Genomic DNA, 25,708 nt, shown 5'->3' on the forward strand with positions numbered 1-25,708 from the left:
GCATCACTGTTACGCGATGGTTTCGTCGAGCGTGCGGCGGCGGCAAAGAGTTGCCAGTTGTTGCCTCTCTGCTGCGTAGTCGTCAGATCAGCCAGCGATGCTTCTGGACGAAGGGCAGGCTCGCCCAGTAACGGCCCAGGCCCCAGGTGTACCCGGCGTAGGTGAGGGCCACGACGACCGCGCCGATCGCGTAGATCACGTGGTAGTCGATCAGCGGGTTGCTCGAGCCGGCGTTGCGGGCCAACGGCCACTCGGCCGCCCACATCAGCGCCATCATCACGATCGTGGCGCCGGCCGCGATCCGCAGGCCGATGCCCAGGACCAGCGCGAGCCCGATGCCGAGCAGGCCGAGCATGAACGCCCAGTCGGCCCACGGCGCGCCGGCGATGTCCCGGAAGAAACCCTGCAACGGCCCGACCTCGACATGGGACAGGAAGCCCTTGGTCGGCGACCCGCCGTTCACCCAGGCCCGCTCGGCCGGCGTGGCGTAGCCGAACCCGAAGGCCTTGTCCAGGACGGCCCAGAGAAAGACCAGGCCGGTCGAGATGCGCAGGACGGCCAGGGCCCGGGCGGCGGTACGGGTGAGCATGGCCCCCGGCGCCTCGACGTTTTCGAGGTGGTTGACACGGCTCTCAGCGGTGGCGTTCATCGTTCCTCCTCAATCGCTTACACCACTGAGACTCCTCTCCCGCCCCTGCTCACACAGGGGCCCAAGCTCCCGACCGGCCCGGGACTTTGGTCCTGTGTCCCGGCCCTCCCCGTGCGCGACGATGAACCCATGAGAGCCAAGGACGTGATGACGACCCCCGTGCTCACCGTCGCCCCCACCGCCCCCGTCGAGGACGCGGCGACCCTGCTGACCACGAACGGCGTGACCGCCCTGCCCGTCGTCGCCCCCACCGGCGGCGCCGCCACCATCACCGGCCCCTTCCCCACCGACACCGACCGAACCGTGGTGACCACCCTGACCCGCACCGTCCCCGGCGTCACCGAGGTCTACCTCGAGAGCCCTCGACAGCGGTGACCGAAGCCGGGCCGTACGATCCTGGCGCCTTTTTAGAGAAGGGCTTCGCCATGCGTTCGGCTGTTTCCAAGGGCGTGCTGTCGCTGCTCCTGATCACCTCCGGCTTCCTGGCCGCCTGCCACAAGCCGGCCCACGGCAGTGTGGCCGCGCCGGAGGCCTCGGTGTCAGTGACGGCGACAACCAAGCCGGCCTCGACGCCGAGGCCGTCGCCGTCGAAGGTGGTCAAGCCGAAGATCAGCCAGGCGGCTCTCAACTACTTCTTCGCCGTGGCGCTCGGGACCGGGGACGGGAACAGGGGCAACGTCGTCAACCGGTGGACCGATGAGCTGGTCGCCGTGCGCGTGCACGGCTTCACCGATGCGGGCCGGAGCTGCCTGGACAAGACGATCGCCGACTTCAACGCGCTGACCCGGTCGAACGATCTGCGCCTGGGTGACGGCCCGGGTGACGTCGAGATCTACATCGCCCCGATCAGCAAGTTCAAGTCCATCGTCCCGGCGTACGACTACGCCGAGGACGACGCGGCCTACTACACCACGACCTGGGCCGGCGAGCACCAGATCAGCAAGGCCACCATCCTGATCCGCTCGGACCGGAGCACCGCGGCCGAGCGGTGCCGGCTCATCCGCGGCGAGCTGACCGAGGTCATGGGCCTGTCGGAGGAGTCGGCCCAGCATCCGGACAGCATCTTCTACAGCGAGTACAGCGACGCCCCGTCGCGGTACTCGGCGCTCGACAAGGCGATCATCCGCCTGATGTACGACGGAGCGATCCAGCCCGGCGACAGCCGCCACGCCGTCGAGGGCAAGGTGACGATCGGCTGACCGGGGAGTCTACGCGGCCGTCAGCAGCTCGTTCTCCAGGACGACGGGGACGGAGAGGGTCTTGTAGCCCATCTCGTCGAACAGGACGGTGATGCGCTCCTCCTCGTAGCTCATCACCATGCCGACGCCCCACTCGGCGTGGCGGACCTTGCTGTGGACGGGGAACGGCTCGTCGCCGGAGGCCTCCTCGATCTCGGCGGCCGAGCCCTCGGCGCAGTTGTCGCAGTGGCCGCAGGGCTTGGCGAGGTCCTCGCCGAAGTAGGCGAGCAGGGTCTGCGTACGGCAGGCCCGGGTCTCGGCGAAGCCGCGCATCATGTCGGTGCGGGAGCGGTCGAGGATCTGCTGGCGTTCGTGCACCTTCAGGGCCTCGGCCGCGGCGGCGGCCGGGAGCGGGGCGAAGACGGGCACGGTGAGGCGGCTGCCGCGGCCGGTCACGACCGCGCCGACCTCCTCCAGCAGGGCCAGGTAGGCGGAGAGCTTGCGGGGGCCGAGGCCGGTCTTCTCCTTCAGCTCGGCCTTGGTCGACGGCCCGGAGCGTACGGCCGCGGCCAGCTCCCGCAGCTCGGCCTCGTCGGGGGCGCCGCCGACGAAGAAGCGCTGGATGGCCTCGTCCTCGGCCCGCCACAGCAGCAGCGCCTGGGCCGGGTCGTCGTCGCGGCCGGCCCGGCCGATCTCCTGGAAGTAGCTGTCGGGCGAGTCGGGCAGGGCCATGTGGGCGACCCAGCGGATGTTGGGTTTGTCGATGCCCATGCCGAAGGCCGAGGTCGCCACCATGATGTCGACCTTGTCGTTGGTGAAGTCCTCGTGCTTCTGCTCGCGGGCGCCGCCGGCCATGCCGCCGTGGTAGAAGTCGGCCGGGTAGCCGGCCTCGGTCAGCTTCTCCGCGAGCTCCTCGGCCGAGCGCCGGGTCGGCACGTAGATGATGCCGGGCCGGGCGCCGGTGTCCAGCAGCGAGGTCAGGTTGCGCCAGCGGTAGTTCTCGTCGGGGCAGTACGCGGCCTCGAGGAACAGATTGCGCCGGTCCAGACCCGAGACGTGGATCTCGGGGTCCTTCAGGTGCAGCCGCTCGATGATGTCCTCGCGGACCGGCGGCGAGGCGGTCGCGGTCAGGGCCAGCACCGGCGGGCGGCCGATCCCCTTGATCAGCTCGCCCAGGGCCAGGAACTCGGGTCGGAAGTCGTGACCCCAGGACGAGATGCAGTGCGCCTCGTCCACGGCGACCAGGCCCGGCTTGAGGGCACGCACCTCGGCCATCCGCTCCGGGTCGCTGAGCTGCTCCGGGGTGATGAAGAGGAACTCCGCCCGGCCGGCGGCGATCTCGGCGATGGCCTCGCGCTGCTGGGCCGGGGTCTCGGCCGAGCTGACCCGTACGGCGCGGATGGCCGGGTCGTCGCGTTCGTTGAGGGCGGCGATCTGGTCCTGCTGCAGGGCCAGCAGCGGCGAGATCACCACTGTCGGGCCGGGCAGCAGGACCGCCGGGATCTGGTAGATGGCCGACTTGCCGGCGCCGGTGGGCAGGACGACCAGGGCGTCACGCCGGCGCAGCACGGCGCGCATCGGCTTGAACTGGCCGGGGCGCAACGACGGCCACCCGAAGTGCTTGCGGGCGGCCTTGCGCAGGCGGGGTCCGTAGACGGGGATCTTCATCGAGCGGCCATTGTGCCCCGGGTCGTCCGCGCGCAAACGCCTACAGGATCTCCTTGGCGTACATGTCCAGAAGTCCCTGGTAGTTCGGGCCGGTGTTGGCCACGTACACCTCGTCGAAGCCGGCCTGGCGGAACTGGTCGATCATGTCGAGGTGGCCCTGCGGGTTGTTGCCGCAGATGAAGCTCTCCTTGACCATGTCCTGGGTGACGAGCTGGGACGCCTGCTCGAAGTGCTTGGGCGTCGGCAGCACCTGGGAGAGCTCGCCGGGCACGCCCGAGTTGGGCCACTTCTCGTACGCGATGCGCGCGCCCTCCTCCTCGGTGGCGGCGAAGGCGCCCTTGAAGCCACCCTGCACGACCTTGCCTTCGCCGCCGGCCTGGCGGAACTGGGAGACGAGGTCGCCGTCGGGCATCACGCTGACGTAGCCGTCGCCGAGACGCCCGGCGGTCTCGACGGCCTTGGGCCCGAACGCCGAGATGTGGATCTCCACCGGCTTCTCCGGGAGTGTGTAGATGCGCGCGTTCTCGACCGTGTAGTGCTTGCCGTGGTGGGAGTAGTTGCCGCCCTTCCACAGGCCACGCATGATCTCGATCGACTCCTCGAGCATCTCCAGCCGTACGTCGAGCTCGGGCCAGGCGTCGCCGAAGATGTGCTCGTTGAGGGCCTCGCCGGTGCCGACCCCGAGCCGGAACTTGCCCCCGGTCAGCACGGCGCTGGTCGCCGCGGCCTGGGCGATCACGGCCGGGTGGATACGGACGGTCGGGCAGGTCACGGCCGTGGTGATCTCCAGGCTGGGCGCGGCCTGGCTGATCGCGCCGATCATCGACCAGACGAAGGCGCTCTGGCCCTGGGCGTCCACCCACGGGTGGTAGTGGTCGGAGATCCAGAGGGCCTGGAAGCCGGCCTGCTCGGCGCCGCGCGCCTGCTCGATCAGCTCGGCCGGGGTGTATTCCTCGCAGGACAAGAAGTAACCGATGCGCATACCCGCCCCGATACCCCTATTTCTTGCCGCCGAACATGCGGCGGATCGCCCACAGCAGGAACAAGGCCGCCAGCGCGAGGCCGAGCAAGCGCACGGCGTGCACCTCTGACCAGTCGACACCAGACGCGGCAAAGGGGATTGACGTCACAGCTCCACCCTAACGGCCCACAGCTAATAGAAAGGTTTGTTGACTAAACCGCAAACCGATGTGACCATTGGGACCGCACGCGAGTAGGTCACCGCTACCACGGGGGACAAATGCCGAAATTTGGCGAATTGCCGGAGCTTGCCGCGACGGTGCTCCAGCCGGGGTTCGTCGGCACCAGCGCACCCGACTGGGTCCGCCGCTGGCTCGGCGAGGGCCTCGGCGGCGTCGCGCTGTTCGCCCGCAACGTCGAGTCACCGGCCCAGGTCGCGGCCCTGACCGCGCAGTTGCGGGCCGAGCGCCCCGACGTCCTGGTCGCCATCGACGAGGAGGCCGGCGACGTCACCCGCTTCGAGTCGCGGCTCGGCAGCTCCCGGCCGGGCAACCTGGCCCTGGGCGCGATCGACGACGCCGCCCTGACCGAGGCGGTCGCCCGTGACCTCGGCGACGACCTGGCCCAGGCCGGCATCACCCTCGACTACGCGCCCGACGCCGACGTCAACAGCAACCCCGGCAACCCGGTGATCGGCGTACGGGCCTTCGGGGCCGAACCGCACCTGGTCGCCCGCCACTCCGCCGCGTTCGTCCGCGGCCTGCAGGCGGCCGGCGTCGCCGCCTGCGCCAAGCACTTCCCCGGCCACGGCGACACCAGCGTCGACTCGCACCTCGACGTGCCGCTCATCGACCGCGACCGGCAGCAGCTGGCCGATTGTGAGCTCGTGCCCTTTCGGGCCGCCATCGAGGCGGGCGTCCAGGTGGTGATGACGGGTCACCTGGTCGTGCCCGCGTACGACCAGGAGCTGCCGGCGACGCTCAGCCGCCGCATCCTGACCGGTCTGCTCCGTGAGGAGCTGGGTTTCCGGGGTCTGATCGTCACCGACGGCATCGAGATGCAGGGCGTGCGCCGCAAGTACGGCCTGACCGGGGCCACCGTGCGCGCCCTGGCGGCCGGCGTCGACGCGATCTGCGTGGGCGGTGACCACGCCGACGAGCACACCGCGGCCGAGCTGCGCGACGCCATCGTGGCCGCGGTGGCCGACGGCACGCTGCCCGAGCAACGACTGCGCGAGGCCGCCGCCCGGGTGCGCGAGCTCGGCGCGTGGGCCACCCGCACCCAGACCGCGACCGGTGCCCGCGCCATCGCCGACGCCCGCCCCGAGGTGGCCGTGCTGTCGGCCGGTTCGGGCATCGGCTTCGACGCCGCCCGCCGTGCCGTCCGGGTCACCCTGGCCGACGGCGCCACTCCCCTGCCGATCACCGGCCCGGCCTACGTGGTGGAGTTCGCTCCGCCGCGCAACATCGCCATCGGCGAGGAAACGCCGTGGGGCATCGGCGCTCCCCTGGACGACCTGCTGCCCGGCACCGAGTCGGTCCGCCTCGAGGAGAGCGAGATCGCCCCGGCGGCCGTGCTCGCCGCGGCCGGCGACCGCCCGCTCGTCGTGGTCGTCCGTGACGTGCACCGCCACCCCTGGCAGGCCGCCGCGCTGACCGAGCTGCTGGCCGCCCGCCCCGACGCCATCGTGGTCGAGATGGGTCTGCCCGTGACCGTGGCCGGCGCCGTCCACATCGCCACCTACGGCGCCACCCGCGCCTGCGGCCAGGCCGCGGCCGAGCTGATCGCCGGCACCGTCGTCCCCGCCCCCACCCCGCAGCCGCTCGCGGCCTGAGACCGGCCCGGACGCGGCGCCCGGACGGGGGACCCCGCGCGCCGCGTCCGGGCCCGCAAGCGCGTCCCGGAAAGCGGTCATCCGCGTCGGCCCGGCGCCGGTGGGGTATAAGAGCTACGGCTTACTGACCGCCGGACGTAAGGATTTCACCTGTGAGTGACGAGCCGCTGTACTCCATGCTGGGCTTCACCGACCCCGAGTGGGGCCTGCTGGTCGGCCTCCCCCAGTCGGTGCTCACCGCGGCGAGCGCCGCGTCGCCGGACAGCACCCGCAAGACCCGCCAGGAGAGCGCCGCCGGCCTCGGCGTCATCTCCGACGCCCGCGCCTCGGCCAGCCCGCTGGTGGCCGCCGTGGCCGGCGCGATCGTCTCCCGGGTGGGCGACCCCGAGATCGGCGAGGAGCCGCCGGTCATCGAGCCCGGCGACCCGATCGCCTACGCCGAGGACGTGCTGGGCCGCGCCGCCGAGGCCAACGCCCTGCTCACCGCCAAGGCCGAGCAGGCCGACGCCGAGACCTACAAGCACTGGCTCGTCGAGATCGCCGAAAGCGTCGTCGGCGCCGCCACCACCGGCGGCGTCCTCGGCATCGGCGCCGAGACCGTCACCGACAACGAGCGCGCCTTCCGCGACGACCTCGCCAAGGCCCTGGCCGACTGACCACCAGCCGGCACACGGCGGCCGGGCCCCAGCCACCCCCAAGCCCGGCCGGGGCGGGGGCAGCGACGGCGCGTCTGCCTCAGCTGGCCGGTCTCCCGCCGGCCGACGGCGAGATTGCGCGCCGCCGCCCCGTTGCCGGAACCTCCGCCCTTCGTTTACCAAATTGCGGGGCGCCGACCGGCGCCTATTGGCGTTGGCCGGGTACGCCGGCCGGGAGCCACCGCAAAGGGCATGCCAAGGGCCCGCCCCGGAGCGCGAACCAGAACGGGCCCTTGCTTGGGCGGCCCTGCCTAGGTAGGGCCGCCACACCCACTGACAACCGCGATCAGGGCCGCCAGCGCCGAGATGAGCTCGGCTGCCACCGTGACGAGGGGCAGCCATCGTTCCCATTTCGGCGGACGTCTCTCAACGTCCAAGGTGCGTCTCCCTTCTTCCCGTCCGGCATCGGGCCGGACCGAGGTCCTCGGTGACCCCGCGCGGAGGGCATCGAAGCGAGAAGGACGGAGACAACGTTCTTAACGAGCCGGCCACAGGAACGGCCTCGCCCACACCCAAAATCTTTTGTTCGACGCCGGGCGGTTCTTGAACCCGTTCATGATTCCGGGTGCCACTTGAAGATCGGGTCCATCTGGCGGAGGACCAGATTCGGGCCGAGGCGGCCGGCCAGGGCCATGCCGGCGTTGCGGAGGGCGGCGGCGGGGCCGCGTAGGGCGGCGACGCGGCCGATGCGGCGTGAAGCGGCGGCGATGGCCGCGGTCCGCGGCGCTCGCTCTTTCGAGTAGGCCGCGAGGTCGCCGGCGTGGGTGGCCAGGACGACGGCGTCCTCGAGGGCCTGGCAGGCGCCCTGGCCGAGGTTCGGGGTCATGGCGTGGGCGGCGTCGCCGAGCAGGGCGACGCGGCCGCGGTGGAAGAACGGCGGGATCTTGTCCAGGCAGCGGATGTCGGTACGGATGATCTCGCCGGCGGCCGCGATGAGGGACGGGATCGGCTCGTGCCAGGAGCCGAACCAGCGCAGCAGCTCGGCCCGCTCGTCGTCGGAGCGCTCGCCGGACGGGGCCGGGGCGGTCGCGTAGCAGTAGACGCGGTCGTCGCCGAGGTTGACCACGCCCACCACGGCGCCGTCGCCCCACGTCTCCGACAGCTCCAGCGTGCCGAGCGGGCGCGGCACGACGAAACGCCAGCTGGTCACGCCGGTGTAGACGGGGCCGGGGGCGCTCGGGAACAGCTGCCGCCGTACGGCCGAGTTGAGCCCGTCCGCCGCCACCACCAGATCGGCCGTCCACGAACCGTCCGGGGTGACCAGCCGGCCCGTCGCGGGATCGACCTCCTCGACCGGGACACCGAGCCGGAGAACGCCGTCCGGCAGGGCGCCGGCCAGCAACTCGATCAGGGCGGCGCGGTGGACGACGATCGTGGGCAGCCCGAAGCGGGCCTCGGCGGCGCCGGCGTCGGTGCGGGAGATCCAGGTGCCGTCGGGGCGCTGGAGGCCGGCCGCGCCCTGGAGGGCGGCCAGCTGGCGGACCTGGTCGCCGAGGCCGAGGACGTCGAGGGCGCGCAGGCCGTTGGGGGCGATGCCCAGGCCGGCGCCGACGTTCTCGAGGGCCGGGGCCCGTTCGAGCACCGTCACCGTCCAGCCCCGGCGGGCCAGGGCGATGGCGGCGGCCAGGCCGCCCACACCCGCTCCGATCACTGTGGCGTTCGGCATCATCGCATCGTGTCATGCTTCGGAGGTGTCCGTCGTCGACGAGTATGCGAGCGGTCGCCCTTCGGCGCGGCTGCGGCCGTACGTCGCGTTCTACTCGGGCTATCGGCAGCGCGGTCTCGCCCCGGGCGTGCATCGAGGGCTCCCGTCGCCGTACCTGACGTTGATCTTCACGATGGACGAGCCGCTCGTCGTCCAGGCCCATCCGGATCCGCGGCAGCGCGCCGGCAGCTACGACACGCTGCTCGGCGGCCTGCACCTCGCCCCCGCGATGATCAGCCATCAGGGCCGGCAATCGGGCGTGCAAGTGGCCCTGCGGCCGCTGGGTTGCCGCGCGCTGCTAGGTCTCCCAGCGGGCGAATTGTCCGGCTTGGACGTGTCGGCGTCATCCGTGCTCGACGACGCCCGCATCGCCGAGATCCGCGAACGTCTGGTCACCGCCTCCTCCTGGCCGGAGCGCTTCCAGACCGTCGACCAGGTGCTGGGCCGAGCCCTTGACCAGCCCGCGCGCATAGGCCTCACCCCACCCGGCACCGGGAGGCGGCAGCCGGCCCTGACCATGGCGGGGCGGAGTGCGAGTGGCGTCGCGCCCGAGGTGGCGTACGCCTGGGGCCGGCTCTTGACCGGAAGTGTCAGCGTGGCGACGGTGGCGGCGGAGGTCGGGTGGAGCGGGCGCCACCTGACCGACCGGTTCCGGGCCGAGGTCGGGCTGCGCCCGAAGGAGGCGGCCCGGGTGGCGCGGTTCGATCGGGCCCGGCGGGCCTTGCGGCCCGGCCGGCGGCTGGCCGATCTGGCGGCGGGGTTCGGCTATGCGGATCAGTCGCATCTGGTGCGCGAATTCCGCGCGCTGGCCGGGTGTACGCCGAGCGGCTGGCTGGCCGGCGAGTTCGGTTTTGTCCAAGCCATGGCCGACCGGGCCGCGCACGATGAGCGGTATGACTGAACCACGACCTCAGGTGTGGCCGACGCTGGTCGCCACCGACGCCCGTGCTCTGATCCGCTTCCTCGTCGACGCGTTCGGCTTCACCGAGACCGTCGTGTACGGCGACGACGACCAGGTCGCCCACGCCGAGCTGGCCTGGCCGCTGGGCGGCGGCATCATGCTCGGCACGGTCAAGAACGAGGGCTGGACGCTCAAGCCGGGCACCTTCGGCTGCTACGTGGTGGCCGACGACATCGACGCCCTGTACGACCGGGCGGTCAAGGCGGGCGCCGAGATCCTCAAGCCGCCGTACGACACCGACTACGGCTCCCGCGATTTCGCCGCCCGCGACCCGGAGGGCAACCTCTGGCAGTTCGGCACCTACCGGGGGTCCTCGGTGTAGGTCGCCCCGCCGTGGGATTCGCTGGTCAGCGGACGGGCGCCACCCTCGGGCGGCCCGGCCTCGGTCTGCTCGCCGGCCGCCAGCTCGGGGAACTTGGCGTCGAAGGCCGGCCGCTCGGACCGGATGCGCGGCATGCGGTCGAAGTTGCGCAGCGGCGGCGGGCACGACGTGGCGAGCCGATCGTGGAGACGGTGTTGAGCGTGGTGAAGCCGTCGTCGGGCAGATAGTCGGCGTAGCGCCGGGGCATGCCTTCGGCGCCGAGCCAGTGCCGCACCAGGAACGTCGTGTGGAAGCCGACGAAGGTCAGCCAGAAGTGCACCTTGCCTATCGGGCGATGCTCTTCTCGTCCGGGCGGTCGTCGGCGGCGACCAGCGCCTCGGCCTCGGCGATGATGGCCTCGTCCTCGGCACGGTGCTTGCGGTACTGCGCGATCGAGTAGGCGATCGCGGCCGCCCACACCACGTAGATCACCGCGTAGACGCTGTAGCGCACGCCGTCGCCGGCGTCGATCCAGTCGCTCTTGAGCAGGGTGCGGCTGTTGGTCAGGATGATCAGGCCGCCGACCAGGGAGCCGAGCACCCGCGGGGGGATGATCCGGACCAGCCAGGCCGCGATGGGGGCGGCGATCACGCCGCCGATCAGCAGGGCCAGCACCCAGGTGTAGTCGATGTTCTCGTTGCCGATGCCGACGATGAAGCCGAGGCTGGCCGCGACCGCCACCAGGAACTCGCTGGTGTCGATGGAGCCGATCGTCTTGCGCGGCTCGAGCCGGCCGCTGGCCAGGATGGCGGGCGTGCCGACGGGGCCCCAGCCGCCCCCGCCGGTGGAGTCGACGAAGCCGGCCACGATGCCGAGCGGGGCCAGGAACCGCTTGCGCAGCGGCTTGCCCAGGTGGCCCTTGGGCAGGCCCTGCGTGGTGAAGCGGATGAAGACGTAGAGGCCCAGGGCCAGCAGGATGATCGACATCAGCGGGGCCGCGGTCTCGGTCGACAGGTTCGACAAGAAGGTCGCCCCCGCGAACGCCCCGATCGCGCCGGGTACGCCGATCTTGAGGACGACCTTCCAGTCGACGTTGCCGAACTTCCAGTGCGACACCCCGGAGACCAGCGTGGTGCCGATCTCCGCGAGGTGAACGGTGGCCGAGGCGGCGGCCGGGTTGGTGCCGATCGCCAGGAGCAGCGTGGTCGAGGTGACGCCGTAGGCCATGCCCAGGCTGCCGTCGACCAGCTGGGCTCCCAGGCCGACGAGGGCGAGGAGCAAGAGCTTGCGCATGTCCTGACCACCGTTCCCTAGATATCCCACATACCAAGTTGGTTTGGTGAGAATAGGAAACGCAGCGTGGTCGTGGCAAGTTCTCCCAGTGACCGGGACGGCGTCAGAGCAGACCGCGTTCGAAGGCCGCGGCCACGGCGGCCGCCCTGTCCCGTACGCCCAGCTTCGCGTAGGCGTGCAGCAGATGCGTCTTCACCGTGGCCTCGCTGATGTGCAGCAGCTTGGCCGCCTCCCGGTTGGAGTGGCCCTGGGAGATCAGCTTGAGCACCTCGACCTCGCGCTGGCTCAGCGGCTCCTTGGCCGGCGAGCGCAGGGTCCCCATGAGACGCCCGGCCACCGCCGGCGACAGCACCGACTCGCCCCGGTGGGCCGCCACGACGGCCCGGAACAGCTCCTCGCGCGGGGTGTCCTTCAGGAGGTAACCGGTAGCGCCGGCCTTGATCGCCGGGAGCACGTCGCTGTCGGTGTCGTACGTCGTCAGCACCAGCACCCGGGCCCGCGACCCCCGCTCGACCAGCGCGCGGATGGTGGTCACGCCGTCCATCACCGGCATGCGGAGATCGAGCAGCACCACGTCCGGGTCGACGGAATTCGCGACGGCCAGCGCCTCCTGGCCGTTGCCGGCCTCCCCCAGCACGGCGAAGCGGTCGTCGCCGGCGAACATGCCGCGCAACCCGTCGCGGACGACCGGGTGGTCGTCGACGATGACCAGGCGGATCACGCGGCGGCCCCCGCGAACAGGGCGGGCACGCAGGCCGACAGCGCCGTGCCGGCCCCCGGCTCCGACTCGACCTCGAGCGTGCCGGCGATGCGGCGCAGCCGCTCCTTCATCGCCACCAGCCCGTAGCCGCCCTTCTCGCCGCTGGTGCGCGGGGCCGACGGGTCGAAGCCGGCGCCGTCGTCGTGCACGTCCAGGGTCACCACGTCCTCCATGTAGGACAGCGTCAAAGTCACCCGTTCGGCGGACGCGTGCCGCGCGACATTGGCCAGCGCTTCCTGCGCCGTCCGCAACAGAGTCGTCTCGATCTCGGGCAGCAGCGGCCGGGCCATGCCCGTGGTGACCAGCTCGGCCCCGACCCCGCTCAGCCGCGACCAGGCGGTCATGGCCTCCCCGATCGCCTCGGGCAGGCCGGCCGCGTCGAGCGGGCGCGGCCGCAGCGCGTGCACCGAGCGCCGGGCCTCGGTCAGGCTGTCGCGGGCCAGCTGCTTGGCCGCCTCCAAGTGCCGGTGAAGATCGCCGTGGGGCGCGGTGGCCGCCTCGAGCTGGGTGACGATGCCGGTCAGGCCCTGGGCCAGCACGTCGTGGATCTCGCCGGCCATCCGCTGCCGCTCGTCGAGCTTGCCGGCCTCGCGGGCCTGCACCATCAGCTGGGCGTGCAGGCCCTCGTTCTCCTTGAGCGCCTCGGCCAGCTTGGCGTTGGCCTCGGCCAGCTCGTCGATCACCCGGACCTGCCGGGCCGCCCGCTCGTCGGCCTTGGCCGTCACCTTGATCATCAGGCCGGAGACGCCGATGTTGATGGCCAGCAGGACGGCGATGACCGGCCAGGCCGATTTCTCGTCGAGCACGTAGAAGCCGCCGGCCTGGGAGAGCCCGGTGGGGATGGCGACCAGCACCCCACCGGCGATCATCCAGTTCCCCCGCAGGGCGTACCCCGTGAAGAGGTACCCGGTCCAGGCGAAGAACCCGAACAGCGGGCTGCACCAGACGAGCACGACGATCAGGACGATCAGACCGGCGAAGAAGACGCCCATCTTGACCCGGCTCTGCTCCCACTCCGGGTGCAGGGTGACCCAGAAGAACAGCCAGCTCGCCGTGATCGCGAGCGCGCCGCCGATGACCGGCCACGGCCGGTGCGGAATGTCGGCCGCCTCACCCAGGGCGATCATGCCGATCGTGCAGACCAGGGCGATGTACGGAACTACCGTGATCAGCCGATCCGATTTGCGCCCCGCAGCCATGACCGTCACCAAAGCCTCCTCAGGACCAGCGGAACCAGCGGACCGCCAGGAACCCGAACACCACCACGTACCCGAACAGAACGGTAACCGAGATGGCGGCCGGCCAATGTCCCGTCATCGTGTCGTTGAGGGCCCGCTCGGCCGCGCCCAGCGGCGTGTAGTCGGCGACCTTCTGCAGTGCGCCGGGCATCACCTCGCGCGGCGTCCACAGCCCGGCGAAGAACATCAGCGGGAAGAACAGCAGCGTGCCGACCGAGTTGCCGGCCTTGCCGGTCGGCACCACCGCGGCCACGACCAGGCCGATGGCCAGCACCCCGACCGCGCTGAGCAGGAAGGTCAGCACGAAGCCGCCGAACTGCGCGGGCAGCGGCACGTCGAACGCGATCCGGCCGACCGCCAGCACGAGCGCGGTGGCGACGATCGCGGCCAGCAGATTCATCACCATCTGGGCGCCGAGCAGCTTCAGCGGCGAGACCGGCGTGGTCGCGTACCGCCGCAGCACCCCGCGCTCGCGGTAGGTGGCCAGCACCGACGGCAGGATCTGGATGGCCACCATGGCCAGGGTCAGGACCACGGCGATGCCGACGTAGAGGTCGATGACCCGGCCGCCGCCGAGGTCCTCCGAGGGCTCCCGGAAGGCCGGGATGCTGCCGAGGATGACCACCAGCAGGGTCGGAAAAATGATCACGAAGAAGGCGGCCATCGGCTCCCGCAGGAACAGCCGCAGCTCGGTCAGGGTCAGCTTGGCGAACACGTTCACGGTGGTCACTCCCCCGAGTCGGACCGGCCGGTCAGCCGGACGAACGCGTCGTCCAGGCTGGCCTGCTCGATGCGCAGGTCGTTGGCGATGATGTCGTTGACGGCCAGCACCGAGGTGACCGCGTGCAGCAGGTTGCCGGTGCCCGTGACCTCGATCTGCGAGCCCTGCCGGCGCGCCCGGCGGACCTCCGGGCGCGCCTCGAGCAGCGCCGGGTCGACCTCGGCCGAGGGCCGGAAGCGGATCACCTGCTCCTGCGAGGTGGCGGCGATCAGGCCGGCCGGCGTGTCGAGCGCGACGACCGTCCCCCGATCGATCACCGCGAGCCGGTCGCAGAGCCGCTCGGCCTCCGCCATGAAGTGGGTGACCAGCAGGATCGTCACACCCCGTTCACGCACGGCCTCGATCAGACCCCACGTGTCGCGACGAGCCTGCGGATCGAGCCCGGTGGTGAGCTCGTCCAAGATGGCGATCTCCGGGTTGCCGACCAGCGCGAGCGCGATCGACAGGCGCTGCTTCTGCCCGCCTGACATCTTGGCGTAGCGGGTACCCAGCGGCACGTCGAGCTCGTGGGCCAGCCCGGCCCAGTCGGCCGGGTCCGGATAGAAGGAACTGAAGAGCTCGAGCGCCTCACGGCCGCTGAGCTTGTCGGGCAGCTGGCTTTCCTGCAGCTGTACGCCGACCAGCCGGCGCAGCTCCCGGGAGGAGGGGGGCCGGCCGAGCACGCTGATCGAGCCGCCGTCGGCCGTGCGCAGGCCGGCGATGCACTCGACGGTGGTGGTCTTGCCGGCGCCGTTGGGGCCGAGAATGCCGAAGATCTCGCCGCGCTCGACCGAGAACGAGACGTCCCGCACCGCGACGGTGTCCCCGTACGCCTTTCGCAGGTTCTGGACCTCGATGACTGTCATGCATCGAGCGTCCCAATCGGACCCCGGTCCTCGAATCGACCAGCGAGCGAAAGCCTCCATCCACCAGTTGGTGGATGGAGGCCTACGCCGGGTCCGAGCCTTACGCCATCGCTTCCGTCTTGTCGTCGCGCCGCAGGCCGGTGACGGCCGAGTAGACCGAGCCGATCTGGGCGGCCACCCGCTTCCACGAGTACGCCTGGCGGGCCCGGTCGAGCGCCGCCGTCCCGTACGCGAAGCGCCGCACCTTGTCGCCGACCAGGCGCCGCAGGGCGCCGCCGAGCGCGCGCGGGTCCCGCGGGGGCACGAGGTCGCCGGTGAGCCCGTCGACCACGGTCTCGGTCAGCCCGCCCACCGTGGTCCCGATGACCGGCACGCCGCAGGCCATGGCCTCCAGCGCGGACGGCTCGAACTGCTCCTGCCAGGGCGCCGCCACCAGCAGGTCGGCCGAGCGGTACCAGCGCGGCATGTCCCGCGCGGGCACCCGGCCGATGAGCTTGAACCGGTCGCCGACCTGCAGCTTGTCGGCCAGTGCGCGCAGCTTGACCGCGCCCGGGTCGGCCTTGAGCTCCTCAGCCGGCGGGCCGCCGACGACGACCACCTCGGCCCCGGGCACGTACCGCATGGCCTGCAGGACGTCGCCGAGGCCCTTGCGCTCGACCAGCCGGCCGACGGAGAGGATGCGGGGCCGCTCGGGGTCACGCTCGACCGCCGGGCCCTCGGGGCTGAACCGGATGCTGTCGACACCGGCCGGCACCACGGTCAGCCGGGCCCGGGGCACGCCGATCCGGACCAGGCCGCTGACCTCGTCCTGGGACTGGGCGACGACCCGGTCGACGGCCCGCCCGAGGGCGCGCTCGTAGCCGGAGCGGGAGGGCCGGTCGGCGCTGCCGCCCAGCGTGGGCAGGCCGAGCTCGTGGAAGGACTGCACGACCGGGATGCCGAACTGGCGGGCCGCGGTGACCGCGGCCAGACCGCTGGTCCAGAAGTGGGCGTGGGCCACGTCGGGGTGCCAGTCGCCCATCCGCCACTGCTGCTCGAGCAGGCGGGCGAACTCGCCCATGTGCGGCAGGAGCAGGTCGGGCGGCAGCAGCTGGGCCGGCCCGGCCGGGATGTGGACGACCTGGATGCCGCCCGGGGTGGTGACTTCGTCGGCGACGTCCGGGGACTCGCGACGGGTGTAGACGCGGACCTCGTGACCGATCTCGGCCAGGGCCATGGAGAGGTCGGCGACATGGGTGTGCTGGCCGCCATCGCCCAAGGGGCTGGCGTGCTCGGAGATCATGGCGATGCGCACGTGGTCCCTCCGGTACGGGCAGTGGTTCGCGGGAACCTTGCCCTACGGCAACATCCGTAAACCTGACCTATCCGTTACAGGCTGTTCTCCAAGGGTATGTCCTCGGCGTGGCTATCGTGCAGCGTACCGTCCAGGCCCCGCCCGACCGCGTCTTCGCCGTCCTCGCCGACGGCTGGACCTACAGCGACTGGGTGGTCGGCACCGTTCACATCCGCGACGTCGACGACAACTGGCCCGAGGTGGGCAGCCACCTCCACCATAAGGCCGGCCCGTGGCCGCTCTCCCTCCACGACAAATCCGAGGTCCTGCTCATGGAGCCGGACCGGCGGCTCAAGCTGAACGCCGGCCTGTGGCCGCTGGGCGAGGCCGTGGTCGACATCAAGCTTGATCCCGCCCCCGGCGGCGCCACCAAGGTCACCATCGAGGAGGACTTCGAGCGCGGCCCGCTGCTGGCGGTGCGCAACAAGCTCAACGACCTGGTGCTGCACCGCCGCAACATCGAGAGCCTCCGCCGCCTGGCCGACATCGCCGAGCGATCTAGCCGTAGATCACCCGATTCGCTCCGTTGATGAGGGTTCGGTAGCCGCGGACGCGGTGGCGGGCCAGGGCGGCCCGCGCCGCGTTGGCGCCGGGGGCGCCGTGGACGCCGCCGCCCGGGTGGGCCGACGAGCTGGCCATGAAGAGGCGGTCGACCGGGGTGTCGGCCCGGCCCAGGGACGGGATGGGGCGCAGGAACAGCTGCTGGAAGGCGGCCGCGGTGCCGCCGCCGAGCGCGCCGCCGACCAGCGACGGGTTCTCGCGCTGCATGTCGGCCGGCGAGTAGACGTTGCGGCCCTCGACGTTGGCCAGGAAGCCGGGGGCGTACTCCTCGACGGTCGCCTCCATGCGCTCGACGTGGGCGGCGATCTCGTCCGGCTCCCAGTGGTCGCGGTGCGGCAGGTGCGTGTAGGCCCAGACCGACTCGGTGCCCTCGGGTGACCGGCCGGGATCGGCGGTGGTCATCTGGCCCAGGAGCATGAACGGCTTGTCGGGCACCTCGTTGGTCGCCAGACGGGCCGAGTACCGGGTCAGGCCGTTGAGGTCGGCCCCCAGGTGCACGGTCCCGGAGCCGGCCGCGGCCGGGTTCTTCCAGGGCATCTTCGTCCGTACGGCCCAGTCGACCTTGACCGTGGCCCCGTCCCAGCGGAAGTGGGCCAGATCCTCGACGAGGCGGGCCGGCAGCCAGCGCTCGCCGACCAGGTCCAGGTAGAGCGCGGGCGCCGGCACGTCCGCGACGACCGCTTTGAGCGCCCGGAACTTCCGGCCGTCCGCGGCCCGTACGCCCATGGCCCGGCCGCGGGCGATCAGCACCCGATCAACCGGCGCGTTGTAAAGGACTTCCCCGCCGCGGGCCTCCAGTCGCGAGACCAGCGCATCGGTGATCCGCTGAGCCCCGCCGACCGGGACCGGCCAGCCGTGCTCCTGCCCCAGCATGGCCAGCAGCCACCCGTAGACCCCGCCGCCGGCTTCCTCGGGCGACAGGTCGGTGTGCAGGGCGCATCCGGCCAGCAGCAGCGTCGCCCCCTCGCCGCTGAACAGCTCGGAGCCCAGCTCCCGCACCGACAACACGAGCCGCCGGGCCAGCCGCAGAGCATCCACGCTGCCCAGCGCCTTCAACAGGCGGGCACCCCCGCGCACCGGCGGGAACGGCGTGGTGATCGTCTCCAGCATCGGGGCGGAGACGCCCTTCCAGTCGTCGAACGCGTTCTTCCAGCGCTCGCCGTCACCCGGCGCGAACTTCTCGACCGACTCCATCGTCCGTACGACATCGGTGTTGATCGTCGCTGCCCGCCCGTCGGGCAGCAGATGCGTGAGCACGTCGGGCGAGCGGGTCCACTCCAGGTCGAGGTCCAGACCCGCCATCACCGGCGAGGCGTACCCCAGGGGATAGAAGGAGCTGAAAAGGTCGCTGAGGTATCCGGGCGCGGTCACGAAACCGGACCGCACCGCCCCGCCCGGCTGCGGGGCGGCCTCGAGGACCACCACCGACCACCCGGCGTCGGCCAACAGGTTGGCGGCGACCAGGCCGTTGTGGCCGGCGCCGACGATGATCGCGTCTGCAGTCTCCATCGCGTACGTCCTACCCTTCCTTCGGCGTTTGTCACTCATCGCCCCCGGGTAGCAGCCGGAGAGTGGCTGAGCCGACGCTCGACCGGGACTCCGAGGAGCACGCCGCGGAGATCACACCCCGGCCGCTTCCCCTTAGACTGCGGCAGCTCAGCTGGCGGAGCTGGCGCTCGATCGGCTGGCGCAGCCTGGTCGGTTACGTCGAGGACGACTGTTCCGATTTCGCCGCGGCGATGACCTATCAGACCTTCATGGCGCTGATCCCGTCCCTGGTCGTCATCGTCGCCCTGGTCAACCTGGTCACCGACGGCTCGACCGTGCTCACGGCGGCCGTGGGCATCCTGCGCGACCTCGGTGTCGGCTCGGTGGTCGACAACGACAGCCTGCTCTCGGTCATTCAGGCGCTGCTCGTGCAGCAGTCCTCGGCCAAGGTGCTGTTCGGCTTCGGCCTGCTGCTCGCGGTCTGGTCGGCCTCCGGCTACGTCGGTACGTTCACTCGCGCCTCCAACCGGATCTACGGCGTCCAGGAGGGCCGGGTCTGGTGGAAACTGGAGATCCTGCAGATCGTGCTGGCCGCGGTGGCCCTGGTGCTGCTGGCCGCCATCGGGGCCGGCCTGGTGATCAGCGGGCCGCTGGTCGACGCCGTGGGCAACGCCCTGCACGCCGGCCCGACAGTCCGCCAGCTGTGGTCGGCCGGGCGCTGGCCGGTCCTGGTCGTGATCGCGATGATCGTGCTCTCGCTGCTGTTCTGGATCGCCCCCAACGTCCGGCAGCCCCGCTTCCGCTGGCTCACCGTCGGCGGCGCGGTGGCCCTGGCCGCCTGGTCGGTGGCGTCGTTCGGGTTCGGCCTCTACGTGGCCAACTTCGGCTCCTACAACCGCACGTACGGCAGTCTCGGCGCCATCGTGGCCTTCCTGGTCTGGATCTATCTCTCCAACACCGCGCTGCTGCTCGGCGTGCAGGTCAACGCCGAGGTGCTGCGGCAGCGCCTGCGCCAGGCCGGCGACGAAGATCCACAGACTCCGCTCGCTCCGCGTTTAGCCGCGGTCGAGGAGGGCACGTCTTCTGACAGCAAGGCGGGGTAACAAATCTAGTAGGAGGAGTCACCGTGAGCACGGTTACCGAGTTCGTTGACGTCGACGTCCCGGTGCGGGCCGCTTACAACCAGTGGACTCAGTTCGAGGAGTTCCCCCGGTTCATGGAGGGCGTGAACGAGATCCGTCAGCTCGACGCCACCCACACGCACTGGAAGACCGAGATCGCCGGGGTCAAGCGCGAGTTCGACGCCGAGATCACCGAGCAGCTCCCGGACGAGCGCGTCGCCTGGAAGTCCACCGAGGGCGAGAAGCAGGCCGGCGTGGTCACCTTCCACCGGCTCGACGACACGCACACCCGGGTCACCGTCCAGATGGACTTCGACCCGCAGGGTGTGGTCGAGACCGCCGGCGACAAGCTGGGCATCCTCGACCGCCGGGTCAAGGGCGACCTCAAGCGCTTCAAGGAGTACATCGAGAGCCGCGGCGGCCTGGAGACGGGCGGCTGGCGGGGCGAGGTGGACCGCCCCGGCGCCTGACCCTTCGTCACTCGCGAGAACGGCTGCCTCCGGGCGGCCGTTTTCGCGTCCCCAGGCTGGGTACTCCCCCGATCATGACGCATCCGACCGACGACGGCGTGTGGCGCGACGAGGAACGACTCCCCCTCGCCGACCTCGACAAGGCCATGGCCAGCTGGGACACCGACGGCCAGAACGACCCTTCCGACAACGAGGAGGGCACCGAGACCACCACCCAGCGGCCCGGCACCACGCCCCACACCGGACCGAACTGATCACCGGACTTCCGGCCCGCGGTCGTCCCGGCGTACGGCCTAGGTCCTGGGTTTTCCCGACTCGGTGACCGAGCGCCGGACCGTGAGAAAGCCGATGCCCTGGCGGGCCCGCAGCGCGTAGCGGTGGCGGGCCGCCGGCCAGATCGCGGGACCGAGATAGGTGCCCGCCGGAAGCGCCTCGGCCACCGTCCAGGGGGTGGTGGCCGAGCCCGCGCCCCGGTCGAGGCCGATCCGCAGGGCCGTCCGGGCCGGCATGGTCACCGACAGCGTTCCGACGCCGCCGGCCAGCGTGACCGGGACGGTGCCGGCCGGTTCGGGCAGGCGCAACTCGATCAGCCCGGAGGCGCCCAGCTCCACTCGTGTGATCCGGCCGCGGGCCAGGTCGAGCTGCTGCTCCCCCGCCCCCGCGGGCAGCCGGATGCCCCACCGGACGTCCCGGTTGAGCACGATGCGGACCTCGTGCGGACCGTCGGTCCCGGTCGGCCGCAGTCTCGCCCGCACCGCCGTTCCGGCCACACTGACTTGCGGGGCCAGACCGGCCCCGGGCGGCGTGCTCACCCGGTAGAGCATCCCCGGCAGACTCGCCATGATCACTTGCACACGGGAGGCCGCGTCGTCAACGGTCAGAATTGCCTGCTTTCGGCCCTGGAGCGCTCCCACAGCCACTCGTCCGGGATCTTGCGGTGGCGTCACCGGACGCTGACAACCTGCTAGAACGAGCGCTCCCACCAGCAGAAACAGCGTGGTTGAGCGACCTTGACGCAACACTCGGGGCACGATCGGACCAACGCAAAATCGGCCGAACGGGTGACGGCGATCCCCCTGAAGCGAGTAAAACTGTTCGAATGCGTTCTGCCGGATTTCTCACCGACCGTCAGCGTCAGCTCGCCTGGATCGGCTTCCTTCTCGCCGCGTTCCAGGCCCCGCTGGCCGCCAAGCTGATCGCCGACGCCTCCTGGCTCTTCGCCGTCGTCGTCGCCCTGGTCGTGGCCACCGTCATCCTCGCCGACGACGCCCAGCGCCGCCGTCCCACGCCCGAGCCGGCCGAGTAGTAACGGCTCCGCTTTTTCCGCAGGCCCCAGGCCCGCCTCTCATCCGGCGGGCCTTCAGCTTGCCGTGGCCTCGTGGCCCGCTCGTCCGTGGGTGCGGCGCTTCTCTTTGAGCTCAGCCTCGTAGATGTGGCGCCGCCCGCCCGCAAGCTCATCCCGCGCCGCCTTCTCCAGCGCGCGGAACTCGGAGTAGTACCCGTCGTCGTACTCCTCGACGATCTGGAACGTCCACCGCCCCGGAATGACGTTGCGCCCGATCAGCTCCCTCTCGACCCGATCGGCCAGCCCGTCGTGCCCGGCCTCCCGCAGCAGCGACACCGCCTCGTCGAGCTGAAAGTCCGCCGCCCCCGTGAGCTGGTGCATCGCATACAGATGCCCACGCGCGTGCTCGGTCGTCTCCAGCGCCTCGCTCAGCTTCCCCAGCGCCTCGACCGTCGTGTCATCGAGCCCCTCCGGCCGCTGGTGTTTGTCCGCCACGCGAGGCTTTTTCCCCGTCCGGACAGCTTCAACCGTCCTGCACCCGTCCGGAGAACCGTCGGCTACCCGAGCCTCCTTAACGTTCTTCTCATGAATGGTTTGTTCTCCGGCGCCGCCGCCCGTGCTGCCCTCCGCTCCGCTCACGCCGCCCTGACCGAGCTGCACGACACCGTCGGCGTCACCGGCCTCCCGGCCGCCGCCGCCAACCCCGGCCTGATGGCCACCGTCGACCAGCACGCCGCCGGCATCCGCGACAGCCTCTCGGCCGACGTCCGCCCGCTCACCGCGGTCCTGCTGGCCGCCTACGCCGAGGGCGTCCGCGACGCCGCCTTCACCCACGGCTGGCGCCCCCCGGTCACCCTGATCGACTGGTCCGAGAGCGACTGGGTCCTCTGCCGCCTCCTGGCGGTCTGCACCCTCGCCCAGACCCTGCCCACCCCCAACTGACCCTGAACCGCCAGCCTTAACGCACCGCCGAAGACCGACCTTTCATTTTCGAGGGCCGGTGCCGGGAACCCCCCGGCACCGGCCCTCCTCATATCCGGGCCCGGGTCGCCCCCACCGGGGATGACGATCCTGGGCCGTCGCCCGACTGGTGAGATCCGAACCCCGGAGCCAGATGTCGACCAGTGGAAGGCGACGCCGTCGTGGTCGACTGCCCCAGGCCTTCGGGCAGCATCGATGGCCCTACCTATGGTGATCGCATGGACGCAACAAGCAAGAAGAAGGCCACCTGGTTCGTTTCCCTGCTCGGCGGCGTCAAGCGCCGCGGCCCCTGGCGCCTGCCTCGCGACATGCGGGTGGTGTCGGTGATCGGTGGCCTCGACCTCGACCTGACCGGAGCTGAGCTTCCCGCCGACCCCGTCATCACCAAGTTCTCGCTGGTCGGCGGCGTCTCCCTCCGCGTACCGGCCACCGTGACCGTCGAGGTGGCAGGCTTCCGCCTGCTCGGCGGCACCCGTTTGGACTCCGGCACCACCGCCACCCCCACCATCACACTGCGCATCCGCGACTACACCGTCGTCGGCGGCATCCGCATCGAACGCGACTGACGGCCGCCCCGGCCACGGCTCGATGCCGATGATCGTCATCGGCCGGTTGACCTGCGCGGCGGTCCCGGCCGGGCCGTTGTTCTTCGTCTCCGCCCAGAGTCAGATCCGAATCTCGATCAACCAGCATCGCGAGCCGATGGAATCCCTGGGCATGCCGGTGACCTGACCTCTAAGGCCGGCGGTCGTCCGGGTCGGTGGGGAGGGGGCGGGTTGCCGTGGCGTCGCTCGGAGCGATCACCTGGGTTTCGTCGGGCGAGTTGCCGATGACGACGGTGTCGTTCGCGCCGGGACGGATGATGGTCGTGTCCTCGTCGCCGGAGGTGACGATGGTGACCGTCTCGTCGGCGGAGGTGGAGGCGGCGGGCGCGGCCGAGGCAGCGGACGCGGAGGAGGCGGGCGCGGCGGAAGCGGGCGGGGACGAGCGAGGAGGCGGGATCACCTGGGTCTCGTCCGCGGCTGGGGTGGCGGTCTCCGGGCGTACCGGCTCTGGCGTCGCCGGCGGGTCCGACGGGGAGGGCCGGGTCGCGGCGTAAGCGCGGGCCTGGTCGCGGATGGTGGTGGACTCGGTGGCGGCGCGATCGAGCCAGGTCTCCCAGCGGGCCTGCATGGGGCGGATCAGGCCGCCGCCCACCCCGACGATCACCACGCCGGCCACCGTGGCCAGGACGGCGATCAGCAGGGGCTGGGTGACCGAGGTGGCGATCTGGACCTGGTCCAGGGCGGCGATCACGCCGAGCGTGATGATGACGGTCGAGACGGCGCGGGCCAGGAGGCGGGCGTACGGCAGGGGGCCGAGCGCGCTCGTGATCAGGTCGGCGGCGGCGCGGCCGATGGCGACGGCCACCACGATGATGACGACGGCGATGAAGGCGCGGGGCAGCCAGGCGATCACCGCCGTGAGCAGGTCACTGACGGGGTTGGGGCCCCAGAGGCCGAAGGCCAGTTGCAGGGCGAAGAGCAGGACCCCGTAGAAGACGATCTTCGAGCAGAGGACGCTGGGTGTGATCCGGTCGCGGAAGAACCGGGAGCGGTCCAGCCCGGCGCGGGCCAGGACCCGCGCGGTCAGCGTGCGGAGCAGGCGGGCGGCGACGTAGCCGATCACGACGATGGCTATGAAGCCCAGTGCGGTGGGGATGAACAGCAGCACCGAGCGCCACATGTCTTCCAGACCCCGGCTCATCGCGCCTCCTTGTTCGCCTGCGACCGACCATAGGGCGCAACGACCGAGGGCGCGAGGCGACGTTAGGAGCAGGGGCTTCCGTTGATCGTGCAACCGCTGGGGAGATCGTCGCTGTCGGTCTGGAGGCCGAAGGTGAATGTCAGCGAGCTCCGGGCGCCGATCGAGCCGCCGCTGAAGGTGGCCCGGGTGCCGCTGGCCGAGCCGGAGACGCCGCCACTGAGGACGGTGATCGAGGCGCCACTGGGGATGGTGAGCCGCACCTGCCAGTCCGTAGCGGCCGCCGTTCCGGGGTTGTTCACCGTAACGGTGCCCACGTACCCATCGTCACCGTTGCTGAAGCCGTAGGCCGCGGTCAGCGGCGCCGCGGCCGGAGCCGTCGTGGGCGTCGGCGCCAGCGTCTTCGTCGGCGCCGTGGTCGTCGGCCGGGCGGCCGGGGTGGTCGCGGCCGGCTTGGTGGTGACCGGCACGGGCGCGGCCGGCGCCGTCGTGGTGGCGGCCTCCGTCGTGGGCGCGGCCGTCGTGGGCGACGTGCTCGTGCCGGCCGGCGAGGCCGAGGGCGCTGTCGTGGTGGGCTCGGCCACGGGCGCGTCCAGCGTCGGGTCCGGGGACTCCACCGGGGCCGAGGTGGCCACCGCGGCGTTGTTCGGCGCCGGCGAGGAGTCCGGCCGCAGCACGATGTAGCCCGCCGCCCCGGCCAGGAACACCCCGGCCGCGGCCAGCGCGACGACTCCGGCCCGGCGGCGGCTGCCCTCGCGGTGGCTGCGCGGCTCGGCCCGCGGCGGCGCCGAGAGATCGATCATCCCGGTCTCGCCCGCCGGCTCCGCCCACTCCCCGGCGAACAGCGCGGTCTCGCCGGCCCGGCCGACCCAGGGGTCATTCTCGGCCGGCTCGCCGCCGGCTCCTTGGCCGTACGCCCCGACGCCCGCCCCGTCCCGGTCGGGCCCACCCGCGCCGGGCCGCTCGAAGCCCGAGTCGTCCCGCGGATAGGCCTCGGCCTCCGGCCCGAAGCCCTCGTGCGCGCCCGGCCCATAGCCGTCAGCCCCGGGAGCCAATGTGTCGGCCTCCGCCGCACGCCCATAAGCGTCAGTCCCGTAACCGTCCGCGCCCGGCGCGAAGGTGTCGGCGTCGTGGCCATAGCCCTCGCCGCCCGGCCCATACGCCGCGTTGCGGGCATAGCCGTCGTGCCCGGCCGGATCGTCCCGGCCGTCCAGCCCGGCCGGGTAGGCCTCATTCCGGCCATAGCCGTCATAGTTCTGGCCGTAACCGTCATGCGCGCCGGCGTCCGGCGCGTAGGCCTCGTTCGGCCCGTAGCCGTCGGGGTAGGCGCCGCCGTCCGGGTCCGCGGAGTAAGCCGGACCGTCAGGGCCCGCGGGATAGGCGGTGTCATTCCGCGCATAACCGTCATGACCGGCCGGGTAGCCGTCCTGCTGGTAAGCGTCGTAGCCGTCGTCCTGTTGCTGACCGTCGGCCGGGTGGGCGTACCCGTTCGGCGCGGCCCACGTCTCGCCGCCGGTAGCCGCGTTCCAGTCGCCGGCCGGGCGCTGGTGGGGCACGTCGCCGGTCCACGCCGTCTCGTGCGCCTGGGCCGCCCGCTCCTCCGTACCGCCGGGCCAGATGGTGGCGTCGCGGCGGGGCGGCCACGACGGGTCGAACGAGGGGGGCGCCTCCATCCGCGCCGTCTCGGCATCCGCGGGAGGGGCGTCGGCGCCCGGGATCTGCCGCACGTCGGCGCGGTAGTCCGGTGCGCCATGGCGGGGGCGGCGGTCCTCGGTCACGGCCGCGACTATAAGTGAGGTAACTCAGGACGGCGACGCGGTGAGGAGCAGCAGTCGGCTACCGACAGTGATATCGCACG

At 71.6% G+C, this 25,708-nt stretch carries 30 protein-coding genes and 1 pseudogene; 14 read left to right on the forward strand and 17 right to left on the reverse strand.

What is annotated here, in order from left to right; all coding sequences use genetic code 11:
• Positions 1 to 82: 82 nt before the first annotated feature.
• Positions 83 to 649 carry a DoxX family membrane protein gene (locus AB0J66_RS25850; RefSeq protein ID WP_364665369.1) on the reverse strand — a complete coding sequence of 189 codons (567 nt, stop codon included), beginning with the start codon at positions 647 to 649 and terminating at the stop codon, positions 83 to 85.
• Positions 650 to 778: 129 nt separating this feature from the next.
• On the opposite strand from AB0J66_RS25850, the gene AB0J66_RS25855 reads away from it, so the two are divergent.
• Complete coding sequence (locus AB0J66_RS25855) at positions 779 to 1,024, forward strand: CBS domain-containing protein (protein WP_364665372.1); 246 nt, start codon at positions 779 to 781, stop codon at positions 1,022 to 1,024.
• Between the two features lie 50 nt (positions 1,025 to 1,074).
• Positions 1,075 to 1,848: a DUF2927 domain-containing protein gene (locus tag AB0J66_RS25860; RefSeq protein WP_364665375.1), complete on the forward strand. Its 774-nt coding sequence runs from the start codon at positions 1,075 to 1,077 to the stop codon at positions 1,846 to 1,848.
• A 9-nt stretch (positions 1,849 to 1,857) separates the two neighbouring features.
• On the opposite strand, the gene AB0J66_RS25865 is transcribed toward AB0J66_RS25860, so the two are convergent.
• Genes AB0J66_RS25865 through AB0J66_RS25875 form a run of 3 tightly spaced genes read right to left on the reverse strand, consistent with a single transcriptional unit; the run spans position 1,858 to position 4,625 of the window.
• Positions 1,858 to 3,495 (reverse strand): ATP-dependent DNA helicase RecQ, encoded by a 1,638-nt coding sequence (locus tag AB0J66_RS25865; RefSeq protein ID WP_364665378.1) that lies wholly within the window; start codon positions 3,493 to 3,495, stop codon positions 1,858 to 1,860.
• Between the two features lie 40 nt (positions 3,496 to 3,535).
• Positions 3,536 to 4,477 (reverse strand): TIGR03557 family F420-dependent LLM class oxidoreductase, encoded by a 942-nt coding sequence (locus tag AB0J66_RS25870; RefSeq protein WP_364665381.1) that lies wholly within the window; start codon positions 4,475 to 4,477, stop codon positions 3,536 to 3,538.
• Between the two features lie 16 nt (positions 4,478 to 4,493).
• Positions 4,494 to 4,625, reverse strand: coding sequence for a hypothetical protein (locus tag AB0J66_RS25875; protein WP_364665384.1), 132 nt, complete (start codon positions 4,623 to 4,625; stop codon positions 4,494 to 4,496).
• A gap of 110 nt (positions 4,626 to 4,735) precedes the next feature.
• Between AB0J66_RS25875 and AB0J66_RS25880 the strand changes: the two genes are divergently transcribed.
• Entirely contained in the window at positions 4,736 to 6,289 is a 1,554-nt protein-coding gene (locus AB0J66_RS25880; RefSeq protein ID WP_364665387.1) for a glycoside hydrolase family 3 protein, read from the forward strand.
• A 152-nt stretch (positions 6,290 to 6,441) separates the two neighbouring features.
• The gene (locus AB0J66_RS25885; protein ID WP_364665389.1) at positions 6,442 to 6,945 is read left to right on the forward strand and encodes a hypothetical protein; all 504 of its coding nucleotides are present in this window, start codon (positions 6,442 to 6,444) and stop codon (positions 6,943 to 6,945) included.
• Between the two features lie 592 nt (positions 6,946 to 7,537).
• Here the strand turns inward: AB0J66_RS25885 and AB0J66_RS25890 are convergent.
• Positions 7,538 to 8,650, reverse strand: coding sequence for an FAD-dependent oxidoreductase (locus tag AB0J66_RS25890; RefSeq protein ID WP_364665392.1), 1,113 nt, complete (start codon positions 8,648 to 8,650; stop codon positions 7,538 to 7,540).
• 25 nt (positions 8,651 to 8,675) lie between these two features.
• Here AB0J66_RS25890 and AB0J66_RS25895 point away from each other — a divergent pair, with 25 nt between their 5' ends.
• Together AB0J66_RS25895 and AB0J66_RS25900 are read left to right on the forward strand one after the other, a co-directional pair.
• Positions 8,676 to 9,590 (forward strand): helix-turn-helix domain-containing protein, encoded by a 915-nt coding sequence (locus AB0J66_RS25895; protein ID WP_364665395.1) that lies wholly within the window; start codon positions 8,676 to 8,678, stop codon positions 9,588 to 9,590.
• Positions 9,583 to 9,972 carry a VOC family protein gene (locus AB0J66_RS25900; RefSeq protein WP_364665398.1) on the forward strand — a complete coding sequence of 130 codons (390 nt, stop codon included), beginning with the start codon at positions 9,583 to 9,585 and terminating at the stop codon, positions 9,970 to 9,972. The genes AB0J66_RS25895 and AB0J66_RS25900 overlap by 8 nt, the downstream gene beginning before the upstream one ends.
• On the opposite strand, the pseudogene AB0J66_RS25905 reads toward AB0J66_RS25900, so the two are convergent.
• From AB0J66_RS25905 to AB0J66_RS25935, 7 genes and pseudogenes are all read right to left on the reverse strand, one after another.
• A pseudogene (locus tag AB0J66_RS25905) lies at positions 9,951 to 10,300 on the reverse strand (cbb3-type cytochrome c oxidase subunit I); the annotation flags it as partial. The gene AB0J66_RS25900 and the pseudogene AB0J66_RS25905 overlap by 22 nt on opposite strands.
• Positions 10,297 to 11,244 carry a sulfite exporter TauE/SafE family protein gene (locus tag AB0J66_RS25910; protein ID WP_364665401.1) on the reverse strand — a complete coding sequence of 316 codons (948 nt, stop codon included), beginning with the start codon at positions 11,242 to 11,244 and terminating at the stop codon, positions 10,297 to 10,299. The gene AB0J66_RS25910 and the pseudogene AB0J66_RS25905, both read right to left, overlap by 4 nt.
• Before the next feature lie 103 nt (positions 11,245 to 11,347).
• Positions 11,348 to 11,965: a response regulator transcription factor gene (locus tag AB0J66_RS25915; protein ID WP_364665404.1), complete on the reverse strand. Its 618-nt coding sequence runs from the start codon at positions 11,963 to 11,965 to the stop codon at positions 11,348 to 11,350.
• Complete coding sequence (locus AB0J66_RS25920; RefSeq protein WP_364665612.1) at positions 11,962 to 13,203, reverse strand: sensor histidine kinase; 1,242 nt, start codon at positions 13,201 to 13,203, stop codon at positions 11,962 to 11,964. Before AB0J66_RS25920 ends, AB0J66_RS25915 begins: the two co-directional genes overlap by 4 nt.
• Positions 13,204 to 13,222: 19 nt before the next feature.
• The gene (locus tag AB0J66_RS25925) at positions 13,223 to 13,972 is read right to left on the reverse strand and encodes an ABC transporter permease (protein ID WP_364665406.1); all 750 of its coding nucleotides are present in this window, start codon (positions 13,970 to 13,972) and stop codon (positions 13,223 to 13,225) included.
• Entirely contained in the window at positions 13,969 to 14,868 is a 900-nt protein-coding gene (locus AB0J66_RS25930; RefSeq protein WP_364665409.1) for an ABC transporter ATP-binding protein, read from the reverse strand. Before AB0J66_RS25930 ends, AB0J66_RS25925 begins: the two co-directional genes overlap by 4 nt.
• Positions 14,869 to 14,968: 100 nt before the next feature.
• Positions 14,969 to 16,162 (reverse strand): glycosyltransferase, encoded by a 1,194-nt coding sequence (locus AB0J66_RS25935; protein WP_364665412.1) that lies wholly within the window; start codon positions 16,160 to 16,162, stop codon positions 14,969 to 14,971.
• A 107-nt stretch (positions 16,163 to 16,269) separates the two neighbouring features.
• On the opposite strand from AB0J66_RS25935, the gene AB0J66_RS25940 reads away from it, so the two are divergent.
• Positions 16,270 to 16,731 (forward strand): SRPBCC family protein, encoded by a 462-nt coding sequence (locus AB0J66_RS25940; RefSeq protein ID WP_364665415.1) that lies wholly within the window; start codon positions 16,270 to 16,272, stop codon positions 16,729 to 16,731.
• Here the strand turns inward: AB0J66_RS25940 and AB0J66_RS25945 are convergent.
• Complete coding sequence (locus tag AB0J66_RS25945) at positions 16,700 to 18,271, reverse strand: NAD(P)/FAD-dependent oxidoreductase (protein ID WP_364665418.1); 1,572 nt, start codon at positions 18,269 to 18,271, stop codon at positions 16,700 to 16,702. The two genes, AB0J66_RS25940 and AB0J66_RS25945, sit on opposite strands and share 32 nt — an antisense overlap.
• Positions 18,272 to 18,333: 62 nt before the next feature.
• Between AB0J66_RS25945 and AB0J66_RS25950 the strand changes: the two genes are divergently transcribed.
• The 3 genes from AB0J66_RS25950 (at position 18,334) to AB0J66_RS25960 (ending at position 20,095) form a co-directional block, all read left to right on the forward strand.
• Positions 18,334 to 19,353, forward strand: a complete 1,020-nt coding sequence (locus tag AB0J66_RS25950) for a YihY/virulence factor BrkB family protein (protein WP_364665421.1) — start codon at positions 18,334 to 18,336, stop codon at positions 19,351 to 19,353.
• A 23-nt stretch (positions 19,354 to 19,376) separates the two neighbouring features.
• Entirely contained in the window at positions 19,377 to 19,841 is a 465-nt protein-coding gene (locus AB0J66_RS25955) for an SRPBCC family protein (protein ID WP_364665424.1), read from the forward strand.
• Between the two features lie 74 nt (positions 19,842 to 19,915).
• Complete coding sequence (locus AB0J66_RS25960; protein ID WP_364665427.1) at positions 19,916 to 20,095, forward strand: hypothetical protein; 180 nt, start codon at positions 19,916 to 19,918, stop codon at positions 20,093 to 20,095.
• 39 nt (positions 20,096 to 20,134) lie between these two features.
• Here the strand turns inward: AB0J66_RS25960 and AB0J66_RS25965 are convergent, their stop codons facing one another.
• Positions 20,135 to 20,683, reverse strand: coding sequence for a hypothetical protein (locus tag AB0J66_RS25965; RefSeq protein ID WP_364665429.1), 549 nt, complete (start codon positions 20,681 to 20,683; stop codon positions 20,135 to 20,137).
• Between the two features lie 257 nt (positions 20,684 to 20,940).
• Here AB0J66_RS25965 and AB0J66_RS25970 point away from each other — a divergent pair, with 257 nt between their 5' ends.
• The gene (locus AB0J66_RS25970) at positions 20,941 to 21,147 is read left to right on the forward strand and encodes a hypothetical protein (RefSeq protein WP_364665432.1); all 207 of its coding nucleotides are present in this window, start codon (positions 20,941 to 20,943) and stop codon (positions 21,145 to 21,147) included.
• A 54-nt stretch (positions 21,148 to 21,201) separates the two neighbouring features.
• On the opposite strand, the gene AB0J66_RS25975 is transcribed toward AB0J66_RS25970, so the two are convergent.
• Positions 21,202 to 21,621, reverse strand: coding sequence for a hypothetical protein (locus tag AB0J66_RS25975; protein WP_364665435.1), 420 nt, complete (start codon positions 21,619 to 21,621; stop codon positions 21,202 to 21,204).
• 90 nt (positions 21,622 to 21,711) lie between these two features.
• Here AB0J66_RS25975 and AB0J66_RS25980 point away from each other — a divergent pair, with 90 nt between their 5' ends.
• From AB0J66_RS25980 to AB0J66_RS25990, 3 genes are all read left to right on the forward strand, one after another.
• A complete protein-coding gene (locus tag AB0J66_RS25980) occupies positions 21,712 to 22,068 on the forward strand; it encodes a DUF6401 family natural product biosynthesis protein (RefSeq protein ID WP_364665438.1) in 357 nt (118 codons plus the stop codon).
• A gap of 257 nt (positions 22,069 to 22,325) precedes the next feature.
• Positions 22,326 to 22,673 carry a LiaF domain-containing protein gene (locus tag AB0J66_RS25985; RefSeq protein ID WP_364665441.1) on the forward strand — a complete coding sequence of 116 codons (348 nt, stop codon included), beginning with the start codon at positions 22,326 to 22,328 and terminating at the stop codon, positions 22,671 to 22,673.
• 22 nt (positions 22,674 to 22,695) lie between these two features.
• A complete protein-coding gene (locus AB0J66_RS25990) occupies positions 22,696 to 22,839 on the forward strand; it encodes a hypothetical protein (protein WP_364665444.1) in 144 nt (47 codons plus the stop codon).
• 3 nt (positions 22,840 to 22,842) lie between these two features.
• Here AB0J66_RS25990 and AB0J66_RS25995 read toward each other — a convergent pair whose 3' ends face one another.
• Entirely contained in the window at positions 22,843 to 23,853 is a 1,011-nt protein-coding gene (locus tag AB0J66_RS25995; RefSeq protein ID WP_364665447.1) for a hypothetical protein, read from the reverse strand.
• 62 nt (positions 23,854 to 23,915) lie between these two features.
• Entirely contained in the window at positions 23,916 to 25,628 is a 1,713-nt protein-coding gene (locus tag AB0J66_RS26000; protein WP_364665450.1) for a cellulose binding domain-containing protein, read from the reverse strand.
• Between the last annotated feature and the right edge of the window lie 80 nt (positions 25,629 to 25,708).

This window comes from Actinoplanes sp. NPDC049598 (assembly GCF_040675435.1).
Lineage (GTDB): Bacteria > Actinomycetota > Actinomycetes > Mycobacteriales > Micromonosporaceae > Actinoplanes.